Source organism: Paraburkholderia sp. GAS32 (assembly GCF_050434225.1).
In the GTDB taxonomy this organism is placed as follows: Bacteria; Pseudomonadota; Gammaproteobacteria; order Burkholderiales; family Burkholderiaceae; genus Paraburkholderia; species Paraburkholderia madseniana.
In genome coordinates this window covers 52,231-63,608 of record NZ_JBNPVS010000013.1, presented here as the reverse complement: position 1 = coordinate 63,608, position 11,378 = coordinate 52,231, and the positions used below count along the sequence as shown (strand labels likewise).

The window sequence follows — 11,378 nt, the reverse complement described above, 5'->3', positions numbered from 1 at the left end:
AACCAAAGCCAGACAAAAGAACGGGTCGCTCGAAGCGACCCGTTTTTTATTCAACGCGCGGATTCAGATCGTCAGCAACCCACCTCACGACGGCGACACCAGCTTGAAGTCCACCGGCGAATCGATCTCGATACGTTTCGGATTCGCTACGAGCAACCCACTCTGTTGATCGCGCTTGAACACATACACGGTGCCGCTGTTCTGATTGCCGACGATCAGCCAGTTGCCGGTCGGGTCGATCGCGAATTCGCGCGGCGACTTGCCGAGGCTCGACTGGTGCCCGATCTTCTTCAGATGGCCGTTGGCCGGATCCACCGAGAAGATCACGATCTCGTTCGCATCGCCGCGATTGGTGGCGTAAAGGAAGCGTCCGTCCGGCGACAGATGAATGGCCGCGGCGCCTACTGCGCCCTTGAAGCCGGGCTCGATCAGCGAACTCGTTTGCACCTGAGTGAGCTTGCCGTCGGCGTAATTGAAGGTGCTGACCGTAGCAGCCAGTTCGCTAGTCAGATACGCATGCTTGCCGTCCGCGCCGAACACCAGGTGACGCGGGCCCGTGCCTGCTTCTTCCTGGGTGTAGCGCCAATCGGTCGGGCCGAGCAGGCCGCGGCTGCCGTCCGGCGTGTAGCGGTACGAATACAGCTTGTCGGCGCCAAGGTCCTGCGCGAACAGGTAGTGACCGTCCGGCGAGAACACGGTTGAGTGAACGTGCGAGTTGTCTTGACGTCCCTTCACAGGACCGCCGCCTTCATGATGCACCGTGAGCACCGACGCGCCCACCTGGCCGTCCGCCTGCAATGGGAACACCGCGAAGCTGCCGCCCGGGTCGGCCGCCACCGAGTAGTTCGCGGTCAGCAGATATTTGCCGTCCGGCGACAGGCTCAGATAGCACGGGTCATTGCCGTCCGACGAGACCTTGTTGAGAAAGCTCAGTTGGCCGCTCGCGGCATCGAAGCGAAACGCGCTGATGCCACCGCGCTGCGTGGCCGGGCCGTTATCGCCCGGCAATTCGTTGACCGTATAGACGAAGCGCCGGTCACGGCTCACCACCAGATACGACGGATTGACCGTCTGCGCGGCCGACACGCGGGTCGCTTCGCCTGTCTTCGTGTCGAAGCGATAGACGTACAGCCCTTCGCTCTTGCCAGCCGTGTAAGTGCCGACCAGCATGTCATAGACGCCATCGGCGGGAGCCGGGCCGGAATCTTGCGCAAACGCATGCGAAGCAACAATCGAGACCATGAGCACGAAACCTTTTATTATCGAGCGGGCGGAGCGCAGAGGAGCTGGCTGGCCGCCGCGCCATGAGGTGGATTGAGCAGCAGAAGGCAAAGGAGAGCTTGAGACAGCACGCATTGCAGCACGGTGACTACGAAGCATATGACCTCCTCTTCATCGGTTATTCGGTTGTAATGGTGTCTCTGGTCTGCCGCGCAATCGGTCGAATTGTTTTGTCGAGGCAAGTATAAAAGCGTTGCGTCGGATCATGCAGCGAATCCGGAGGGCCGCGTAGGCCGGGCCGCGTTCGGCTGGCCGGCCTGCCGGTTCATGCTTAGCAATTGTCCCGCCTGACGGGGCGTTTTTTTCAACCGCGTCTCACCCATCTCACACTACGGAGTTTTCATGAACGTCACACTCAGCCTGGGCCCGCTGGTTTCGTTGATCGCCGGCATTCTGATTCTCGTCATGCCGCGCCTGTTGAACTACATCGTCGCGCTCTATCTGATCATCATCGGCATCATTGGGATCTTCGGCATGGGGTCGTCGCACTTCTAGGCGACGGCAGTCAGCCATGGAAGCTGCAAGAAGGGACGCACGACCGGGCGCAGTGCCGGCCCGGAAATGTCTCGCACGAACGGGGGGCCGGTGCGGGATATGGCGCGCGTACTGATAGCGGCTGTGGCAATGCAACACGTGGCACAGCGAAGCGGTACGGGCGCGACAGATTCGCATCGGACGCAATGCGCCAGATGCGAGACAACTGCGGACAGCCGCATTGCGCGAGCCCGCGCAATGGAGAAAGGCAGAAACGGAGAAACGGTCAGCCGTTCGAAAGCTGATCCAGCCGCAAACGGCCCTGCAACGACAATCCGCCGACGGCATAATGGCCGTCACCTTCCTGATGACGGCGGAAGCAGGCCCGTTCGATCAGAAAGGCCGCCGCAGCCAGCATTCCGTTGCGGCTCAGGCCCAGCCGGCCATGTTCGAGCGGCAACATCGAATCGTCAGCCAGTTCGCTGGCGGCGGAGAGAATTGTGATGCAATCGGATTTCGACGGGTTCAGCATTGCTTGGGTCCTCGAAAACGGCTTTTGCATGCGCCATGGGCAAGGCCGACGCATGATCCGGCGAACTCCGAGCATCGGCATGAAAATTGATTGTAGGCAGTGATTTGACAATTACCAACCCGCGTTTTGCCGCATTGCGCGCTGAACCAAAACGCATCGCGCGGGTCCGGTAACACAATGACCCCCAGCGCGGCGGCCTTCGCCTCGCCTAAAACAGACACGCTCCCCCATGCCCGCACTCATCGAAGACTATGCGCTCATCGGCGACGGCCACACTGCCGCGCTCGTCTCCCGCGAGGGTTCGGTCGACTGGCTCTGCTGGCCACGCTTCGACTCCGGCGCGTGCTTCGCCGCCCTGCTCGGCACGCCCGACAACGGCCGCTGGCTGATTTCGCCAGTCTCCGATACGCCACCCACGATCACGCGCCGTTATCGCGGCGAGACGCTGGTTCTGGAAACCGATTTCGAAACGCCCGAAGGCGCAGTCACGCTGATCGACTTCATGCCGCCGGGCAACGGCTGGTCGGAGATGGTGCGGATCGTGGTCGGCAAACGCGGCACGGTGCGCATGCAGATGGAACTGGTGCTGCGCTTCGACTACGGTTTTTCGATTCCATGGGTGGATCGCCTGAAGCACGATAGCGGCATCAAGGCAATCGTCGGCCCGGACACCGCGGTGCTGCGCACGCCGGTCGAGCTGCGCGGCGAAAACATGAAGACCGTCGCGGAGTTCACGGTAAGCGAAGGCGAGCGCGTGCCGTTTTCGCTGGCCTATGCGGCTTCGCATCTGCGCATTCCGCCGGGACGCGATCCGCACACGTCGCTTGCCCGCACCGAGAACCATTGGCTCGAATGGTCGGCGCGCAGCACGGTCGAAGGCAAATGGGCCGCGCAGATCCGCCGCTCGCTGATTACGCTGAAGGCGCTGGCGTACGAGCCGACCGGCGGCATCGTCGCCGCGCCCACCACGTCGCTGCCGGAACAGTTGGGCGGCACGCGCAACTGGGACTACCGCTATTGCTGGCTGCGCGACGCCACCATCACGCTGCTCGCGATGATGCGCGGCGGCTACTACGACGAAGCCCGCGCATGGCGTAGCTGGCTGGGCCGCGTGATGGCCGGCGCGCCGGATCAATTGCAGATCATGTACGGGATCGCCGGCGAGCGGCGCCTGCCCGAATTCGAAATCGACTGGCTGCCGGGTTATCAGGACGCCAAACCCGTGCGGATCGGCAACAACGCGGTCGGGCAGCGCCAGCTCGACGTCTACGGCGAAGTGATGAACGCGCTGCATCTCGCGCGCGTCGGCGGCCTGCAGGCGGACGACACCGCATGGAACGTGCAGCGCGCGTTGCTCAGCCATCTCGACACGATCTGGCAAGAGCCGGACGAAGGCATCTGGGAAACCCGTGGCGGCCGCCAGCACTTCACCTTCTCCAAGGTGATGGCGTGGGTCGCCTACGACCGCGCCATCCGCTCCGCCGAAATGTTCAAGCTGGAAGGCCCACTCGATGAATGGCGCGCAACCCGCGCGACAATCCACGCGGAAGTCTGCGCGAAGGCGTGGAATCCGGCGCTTAATGCGTTCTCCCAGTCCTACGGCAGCGATCAGCTCGATGCGAGCGTACTGCTGATGCCGTTGGTCGGCTTCCTCCCGCCGACGGATCCGCGCGTCAAGGGCACGGTGGCGGCGATCGAAAAGGACTTGATGCACGACGGCTTCGTGATGCGCTACCGCACCACTGAATACGACGACGGTCTGCCGCCTGGCGAAGGCACCTTCCTCGCGTGCTCGTTCTGGATGGTGGACAACCTGGCGCTGCAAGGCCGCATCGATGAAGCCGTCGCAATGTACGAACGGCTGCTCGGCCTCTGCAACGACGTCGGTCTGCTGGCGGAAGAGTACGATCCGACCGCGAAACGCCTGGTCGGTAATTTCCCGCAAGCGTTTTCGCATGTGGCGCTGGTGCACACCGGCCTGAACCTGATGAAGCACGAACAGGCGATGGCCCAGGCGACCGGGCAGCCACCGCATAACGGCACCATGACAGAGGAACTTGAGGCTGCGGCAACCCCGGATAGCGGCGCGGCGGCATCGTAAGTACCATGATTTAATGACAGTTTGCGCGCAGCCCGCACGCAAATTGCTGCATTGCACAAGTACGCTTTGTTCAGTATGATCGAGCAGACTGTTGGCCGAAAATCAATGTGCCTACAACCAATACGGCCTGCCGCAACGCCACACGCGTGTTTGCCAAGCCCCATGCGAACCGCTTAAACGGAGCACCCATGCTCTACCAACTGCACGAATTCCAACGGGCGATGTTGAGCCCCCTTACCGCCTGGGCCCAGGCTGCGTCGAAATCGTTCGCGAATCCCGCCAGCCCGTTAGCCTATGTGCCCGGTGCCACACGCCTCTCAGCCGGTTACGAACTGCTCTACCGGCTTGGCAAAGATTACGAAAAGCCTGAGTTCAACCTTCATCAAATTGTCAAAGACGGTCACAACATTCCGATCATCGAACAAACGATCATCGAAAAACCGTTTTGCCGCCTGATGCGCTTCAAGCGTTTCGCGGACGACAGTGACGCTGTTACCCAATTGAAAGATGAGCCGGTCGTGCTGGTGTGCGCACCGTTGTCAGGGCACCACGCCACGCTCCTGCGCGATACCGTGCGCACGTTGCTGCAAGACCACAAGGTCTACCTGACCGACTGGATCGATGCACGCATGGTGCCGCTCGAAGAAGGCGAGTTTCACCTCGACGATTACATCGCTTACATCCAGGAATTCATCCGCCACATCGGCGCGAAGAATCTGCATGTGATCTCGGTATGCCAGCCCACCGTCCCGGTGCTCGCCGCCATTTCGCTGATGGCGAGCCGCGGCGAAGACACGCCGCGCACCATGACCATGATGGGCGGCCCGATCGACGCGCGTAAGAGCCCGACCTCGGTCAACTCGCTCGCCACGCAGCACTCGTACGAATGGTTCGAAAACAACGTGATCTTCACGGTGCCGCCGAGCTACCCGGGCGTGGGTCGCAAGGTTTACCCGGGCTTCCTGCAGCACACCGGCTTCGTCGCGATGAATCCTGAGCGCCACGCAGCTTCGCACTGGGACTTCTACCAGAGCCTGCTGCGCGGCGACGAAGACGACGCGGAAGCGCATCGCCGCTTCTACGACGAGTACAACGCCGTACTCGACATGGACGCGGACTATTACCTCGACACGATCCGCGTGGTGTTCCAGGACTTCAGCCTGGCCGAAGGCACGTGGGACGTCGCCGGCGAGCGTGTACGCCCGCAGGACATCACGAAGACCGCGCTCTTCACGATCGAAGGCGAGCTGGACGATATCTCCGGGGACGGTCAGACGTTCGCTGCGCAAGAGTTGTGCAGCGGCATTCCGGAGAAGAACAAGCGTCACTTCACCGCGGAAAAATGCGGCCACTACGGCATTTTCTCGGGCCGCCGCTGGCGCACCATCATCTATCCGCAGTTGCGCGACTTCATCCTCGAGCACAACAAGGCGCCGAAGGTAGCGAAGGAAAAAGTCGAAGCCTGAGCACCCCGCGCGCAGAGATAAACAACGGCCTCTTCTTCAGAGGCCGTTGTCGTTTCTGACGCCTGTTTTGCCGCTTTTTCGTCGCTTCTTATGCGGTCGATGCGCGATCGCGCTGCAGCTTACTTCCGCAACAGATACGCAAGCAGCAACTCGGTGTTCATCTGAATGAGTTCGCTGCGTTCGCCCGCAGTGCTGAAATCGCGGCCGAGTGTCGCCTCGAGCGTGAAGCGGTTCGACACGATGTAGTAGCCCATGCCGGACAGCGTCACGTAAAAGCGCAGCGGATCGACGTTGGTGCGAAACAGCCCCGCGCGTTGACCCCGCTCAAGAATGCCGCCGAGCGTGGCGACAATCGGCGAAATCATTTCGCGGATGCGCGTGGACTTCTGCATGTAGCGTGCCTCATGCAGGTTCTCGTTATTGACGAGACGCAGTAACTCGGGATGATCGCGGTAGTAATCCCAAACAAAATGCGCGAGACGTGTCACCGCCTCGACCGGTGCGACACCGTTCAGTTCGAGCGTTCGTTCCGCTTCATTGAGCGCGCTGAATGCGTGCTCGAGTACAGCAGTGAAAAGCTGCTCCTTGCTACCGAAGTAGTAATAGAGCATGCGTTCATTAGTTTCCGCGCGGCGGGCAATCTGATCGACGCGTGCGCCGAACAACCCTCCATTTGCAAACTCTTCGGCCGCCGCAAGCAGAATGCGGCGCCGCGTGCCTTCAGGATCTCTTTTGATTTTCGGCTGATTCATGGTGGCATCGTCTTCGTGAGCCGCGTTATCCGGATCGCGCCGCCGGCCTCTCCTCGGGCCTTGCACCGACAGCACTGAACGGGCTGGTTGGGGGAACACCCTTATGCGGTCTTTCGAAAAAGCGCTTCGATTATGGCACATGGATTGCGGATGGCAATTGGGGAAATCGGCGATAATGTGCTATTTAGTTCAAGCCCAGCGCTTGCGCTTAGTTGCAGCCTCAGTTGCACAAATTCGCGCCTCTATTCGTGTCTGTATTTGCCTATATTGGCGCGTGTTTGCGCGCTTTCGCAGCGCTTTTGTGTTGCCCCGGCCTGCCGCGTGTTTTCCCTAATCCGCGCACGGCACGCCGTGCGGCCACGAGGCAAGCCCCAACGTCGTGACCGTGACCGATTCCAGAACACTCGCAGACCGCATCGAAGATCTGCTGCCCCAAACGCAATGCACGAAGTGCGGCTATCCCGCCTGCCGCCCGTATGCCGAAGCCGTCGCCCATGGCGAAGCCAACTACAACCAGTGCCCGCCGGGTGGTGCCGAAGGCATCGCGCGCCTTGCCGCACTGCTCGGCAAGCCGGTGATCCCGCTCAATTCCGCCAACGGCGTCGAACGGCCGCGCCCGTTGGCGGTTATCGACGAACAAGTTTGCATCGGCTGCACGCTGTGCATGCAGGCCTGTCCGGTCGATGCAATAGTTGGTGCACCGAAACAGATGCACACGGTGATCGCCGAGCTCTGTACCGGTTGTGACCTGTGCGTGCCCCCCTGCCCGGTCGACTGCATTGCGATGCCGCCGGTCACGGGCGAAGCAACGGGCTGGGACGCATGGAGCCAGAGCCAGGCCGACGCTGCGCGCGAGCGCCACAACCGGCGTGAAGCCCGTCTCGCACGCGAACGCGAAGCTGCGGAGGCGCGTGCTGCAGCGCGGCGAGCGGTCAGCAGCGCGCCCGCTCAGGTGATGGAAACCGGTGCCGCAGCAGCACCCGCCGCGCCTGCAGCGGACTCCGCCGAAGCGAAGAAACGCGCGATCATCCAGGCCGCGCTCGAGCGTGCACGCCAGAAGAAAGAAGAGTTGGCCGCCAAGGGCCAAGGTCCGCAGAACACCGAGCGCGTCAGCGCCGACGTGCAGGCGCAGATCGATGCCGCCGAAGCACGCCGCCGCCGTCTCGGACTCGCTGCGGACAACACCGACACTCCGCCAAAGAAGCGCTAACCCTTAACTCTACGCTGCGCATGAACGCGAACAAACGCCGCGCCATCTACGAGACGCTTCAGAGTCTCAACCCGCATCCCACGACCGAGCTCGAGTACACCACACCGTTCGAACTGCTGATTGCCGTGCTGCTGTCCGCGCAAGCCACCGACGTGTCGGTGAACAAGGCAATGCGCAAGATGTTCCCGGTCGCGAACACACCGCAGAAGGTCTTCGACCTTGGCGAGGAAGGGGTTGCCGGCTACATCAAGACAATTGGCCTCTATCGGACCAAGGCGAAGAATGTGATCGCAACCTGCCGCATTCTGCTCGACCAGTACGGCGGCGAAGTACCGGAGGATCGTGAGGCGCTCGAAAGCTTGCCGGGGGTCGGCCGTAAAACGGCGAACGTGATCCTGAACACGGCGTTCGGTCATCCGACCATCGCTGTCGATACGCATATCTTTCGGGTTGCGAATCGAACCGGGCTCGCGCCTGGCAAAGACGTGCGCGCGGTCGAAGCGGCGCTGGAGAAATTCACGCCCACCGAGTTCAAGCAGGATGCCCACCATTGGCTAATTCTGCATGGCCGCTATGTATGCAAAGCGCGCCGTCCGGAATGCTGGCACTGCGTGATCGAGCCGCTATGCGAATTCCGGCCCAAGACGCCGCCGCCGGATCTTTGAGGGCGATACCGTTCGGCGAGCGCACGAGCAGACGCCGCATCGCCGTGGCGCGTTGGTCCGGCGCGTACGCGGCACGCACTCAGTGCGTCCGCGGCCGCCGCCGCGCTTCGGTCCGTTGACGCGCCGCCAGCAAGCCGCCCTGCGTCGGCGTAAAATCACCCCCTTCCAACCCGCCTCACACCCAACGCACCGTTCCCACGATGTTCAATCCCAGCCGCGACGAAGTCCGCCAATTTTTCACCGACACCTGGCGCAAGCAGCGTCAAGGCGAGATTCTGACACCGCTCGAAGCGATCGCTGCCGACTGGATCGTCGAGCATCCGGAATATCACGCCGATCTCACCAGCACGGAAACCGCCCAGGCGCAGGACTACTCGCCCGAACGCGGCCAGACCAACCCGTTCCTGCATCTGTCGATGCATCTGGCGATCACCGAACAGTTGTCGATCGACCAGCCGCCGGGCATTCGCGCGGCGCACGAGCGGCTTGCTGCCCGGCTCGGCTCGACCCATGAGGCACAGCACGCGATCATGGATTGCCTCGGCGAAACCATCTGGGAGGCGCAACGCACCGGCACCCCGCCGGACACGGACGCGTATTTGCAGCGCATCGAGCGGCGCGCCACGCGGGACTGAGGCAATCCGGTCGACTATGGCGGCCAGCGGTTGCCAGCACGCCCGCGGAACTTGGCCCGGCACCAAACCCCAGCCCCAAAAGCACGACACCCCGCCGAAGCGGGGTGTCGTTCATTCTGAAAACAGCGCAGTGCGATTACTTCTTCTGCACCAGCGCACCGTCCAGCGATTCGATGTAGGCGGCGATGTCTTTCATGTCGCTTTGCGACAGGCTTTGTACCTGCGCCTGCATGATCGCGTTGTTGCGACCGAGGTGCGGGTTGCCGTTGCCCATCTGATACTGGCGCAGCGCCCAGTAGACATAGTCTGAGTGCTGACCGGCGAGCTTCGGATATTCCGGGCTCACCGGCTTGTTCAGGTTGACGCCGTGGCAAGCCGCGCAGTTGTGGCTGTCTGCCAGCACCTTGCCGTTGCCGGCGTCTGCGGCGTGCGCGACGTTCGCTGCAACCAGACCGATGACTGCCGCCGACGCGCATGCAGCCTTGAACACCGTGTGGAGTGCCTGTTGGGGCTTATTCATGAATTCTCCTATCCCGCGAATATAAATAGCCGAGTGACCGGTTGGATGACCGCAGCCGATCACTTGTCGGGATTGCTCTTCGAAGAGGAATTTTGCGCTGCGTAGTAGGCAGCGATGTCGGCGATGTCCTGATCCGACAGCGACGCGGTGATTGCGCGCATCGTTTCGAAGTGGCGGTCGCCCTTCTTGTAGCCGTGCATGGCGTTCTCGAGGTATGCCTGATTCTGGCCGCCGAGCATGGGCACGCGGTAGACCTCAGGGTATGCCGTGCGGTATTCAGGGATGCCGTGGCAGCCAATACACATCGCGACCTTGCCTTGGCCCGCCTTCGCGTTGCCGACGACATCCGCTGCCTGCGCACTGGCCGCATAGCCCGCGAGCACCGACAGCGCTGCGATCACGACGTGTTTGCCGACGAATTTATTCATAGCATGTAACCTGGCTTGAGGGGAAACGGGCGCCCGAAAAGGCAACGGCCCGCGCCGTTATTCTTATAGGGTAGCCACGCAGGCCAAAAAAATCGGGCTAATTGTACCGCGACGCCGCGCCGAACGTCCACCGCGCGGGGCGAGAGGCGTATCCGGCCGCCGCAAAACCACGGCTGGCGCCATTTTGCTCCGCCACGCCGGTTCCGCATGGCTTCGTGCCGCCCGCTACGCACCGCCCGCCCGGCCCACGACGCCCTGCGCGCCCGCCCACCGGGCACGCAGGGCGAACGGACTGCTCGCGAACGCCGCATAGGCACGTGAACCGGCGTCCAGCACCGCGGGTGACACCTTACGCCAGGCTGATTCAGCCCAACAGGCCTTCTGACTTATACTGGGTTTTTTCCCAAAAAAGAGCATCTCGCCATGCGTTTTGAAGGCTCATCGCAATACGTCGCCACCGACGACCTCAAGCTCGCGGTCAACGCCGCGATGACGCTGAAGCGCCCGTTGCTGATCAAGGGCGAACCCGGCACCGGCAAAACCATGCTCGCCGAAGAGGTCGCCGCCGCGCTCGGCATGCCGCTATTGCAGTGGCATATCAAGTCCACCACCAAGGCCCAGCAAGGCCTGTACGAGTACGACGCGGTGTCGCGCCTGCGCGATTCGCAGCTCGGCGACGAGCGTGTCAAGGACATCCGCAACTACATCGTCAAGGGTGTGTTGTGGCAGGCGTTCGAGTCGGAGGAGCAGACGGTGCTCCTGATCGACGAGATCGACAAGGCCGACATCGAATTCCCGAACGACCTGCTGCGCGAACTCGACCGCATGGAGTTCTACGTGTACGAGACCCACGAGCTGATCCGCGCCAAAAAGCGCCCGCTCGTGATCATCACGTCGAACAACGAGAAGGAACTGCCGGACGCGTTTCTGCGCCGCTGCTTTTTCCACTACATCAAATTCCCCGACCCGGTGACCATGCAGCAGATCGTCGAGGTGCACTACCCCGGCATCAAGAAGGAACTGCTTGCCGCGGCGATGCAGAGCTTCTTCGAGTTGCGCAACGTCGCCGGTCTGAAGAAGAAACCGTCCACGTCGGAACTGCTCGACTGGCTGAAGCTGCTGCTCGCCGAGGACATTCCGCCCGAAGCGCTGCGCTCGTCCGACCAGAAGCAGATCATCCCGCCGCTGCACGGCGCGCTCCTGAAGAACGAGCAGGACGTGAGCCTGTTCGAGCGGCTGATCTTCATGAACCGCAACAACCGTTGATGAACCGTTAACGAACCGTTGATTGATCGCGAATACCCGTTGATGAGC

12 protein-coding genes are annotated in these 11,378 nt (G+C 62.0%); 7 read left to right on the top strand and 5 right to left on the bottom strand.

From position 1 onward, the window contains the following. Positions 1-84: 84 nt before the first annotated feature. Positions 85-1,380: a lactonase family protein gene (locus tag P3T25_RS17645; protein WP_429358532.1), complete on the bottom strand. Its 1,296-nt coding sequence runs from the start codon at positions 1,378-1,380 to the stop codon at positions 85-87. A gap of 243 nt (positions 1,381-1,623) precedes the next feature. Between P3T25_RS17645 and P3T25_RS17640 the strand changes: the two genes are divergently transcribed. Beyond that, positions 1,624-1,776, top strand: a complete 153-nt coding sequence (locus P3T25_RS17640) for a DUF3096 domain-containing protein (protein WP_154559008.1) — start codon at positions 1,624-1,626, stop codon at positions 1,774-1,776. A gap of 265 nt (positions 1,777-2,041) precedes the next feature. Here P3T25_RS17640 and P3T25_RS17635 read toward each other — a convergent pair whose 3' ends face one another. Further along, positions 2,042-2,287, bottom strand: coding sequence for a hypothetical protein (locus P3T25_RS17635; RefSeq protein ID WP_054035019.1), 246 nt, complete (start codon positions 2,285-2,287; stop codon positions 2,042-2,044). A 229-nt stretch (positions 2,288-2,516) separates the two neighbouring features. Between P3T25_RS17635 and P3T25_RS17630 the strand changes: the two genes are divergently transcribed. Both P3T25_RS17630 and P3T25_RS17625 read left to right on the top strand, forming a co-directional pair. Further along, positions 2,517-4,388 carry a glycoside hydrolase family 15 protein gene (locus P3T25_RS17630; protein ID WP_429358531.1) on the top strand — a complete coding sequence of 624 codons (1,872 nt, stop codon included), beginning with the start codon at positions 2,517-2,519 and terminating at the stop codon, positions 4,386-4,388. A gap of 188 nt (positions 4,389-4,576) precedes the next feature. After that, positions 4,577-5,854 carry a polyhydroxyalkanoate depolymerase gene (locus tag P3T25_RS17625; protein ID WP_154559006.1) on the top strand — a complete coding sequence of 426 codons (1,278 nt, stop codon included), beginning with the start codon at positions 4,577-4,579 and terminating at the stop codon, positions 5,852-5,854. A gap of 119 nt (positions 5,855-5,973) precedes the next feature. On the opposite strand, the gene P3T25_RS17620 is transcribed toward P3T25_RS17625, so the two are convergent. Further along, complete coding sequence (locus P3T25_RS17620; protein ID WP_429358530.1) at positions 5,974-6,606, bottom strand: TetR family transcriptional regulator; 633 nt, start codon at positions 6,604-6,606, stop codon at positions 5,974-5,976. Between the two features lie 385 nt (positions 6,607-6,991). Here P3T25_RS17620 and rsxB point away from each other — a divergent pair, with 385 nt between their 5' ends. The 3 genes from rsxB to P3T25_RS17605 all read left to right on the top strand — a co-directional run bounded on the left by rsxB (position 6,992) and on the right by P3T25_RS17605 (position 9,116). After that, positions 6,992-7,816, top strand: coding sequence for an electron transport complex subunit RsxB (gene rsxB, locus P3T25_RS17615; protein WP_168435593.1), 825 nt, complete (start codon positions 6,992-6,994; stop codon positions 7,814-7,816). Positions 7,817-7,836: 20 nt separating this feature from the next. Continuing rightward, a complete protein-coding gene (nth, locus tag P3T25_RS17610; protein WP_154559004.1) occupies positions 7,837-8,481 on the top strand; it encodes an endonuclease III in 645 nt (214 codons plus the stop codon). A gap of 200 nt (positions 8,482-8,681) precedes the next feature. After that, entirely contained in the window at positions 8,682-9,116 is a 435-nt protein-coding gene (locus P3T25_RS17605; RefSeq protein WP_154559003.1) for a DUF1841 family protein, read from the top strand. 136 nt (positions 9,117-9,252) lie between these two features. On the opposite strand, the gene P3T25_RS17600 is transcribed toward P3T25_RS17605, so the two are convergent. Together P3T25_RS17600 and P3T25_RS17595 are read right to left on the bottom strand one after the other, a co-directional pair. Beyond that, positions 9,253-9,636: a c-type cytochrome gene (locus tag P3T25_RS17600; RefSeq protein ID WP_154559002.1), complete on the bottom strand. Its 384-nt coding sequence runs from the start codon at positions 9,634-9,636 to the stop codon at positions 9,253-9,255. Between the two features lie 59 nt (positions 9,637-9,695). Next, positions 9,696-10,064: a c-type cytochrome gene (locus P3T25_RS17595; RefSeq protein WP_154559001.1), complete on the bottom strand. Its 369-nt coding sequence runs from the start codon at positions 10,062-10,064 to the stop codon at positions 9,696-9,698. Positions 10,065-10,487: 423 nt separating this feature from the next. On the opposite strand from P3T25_RS17595, the gene P3T25_RS17590 reads away from it, so the two are divergent. After that, the gene (locus tag P3T25_RS17590) at positions 10,488-11,330 is read left to right on the top strand and encodes an AAA family ATPase (protein ID WP_054035023.1); all 843 of its coding nucleotides are present in this window, start codon (positions 10,488-10,490) and stop codon (positions 11,328-11,330) included. The last annotated feature ends 48 nt before the right edge of the window (positions 11,331-11,378 follow it).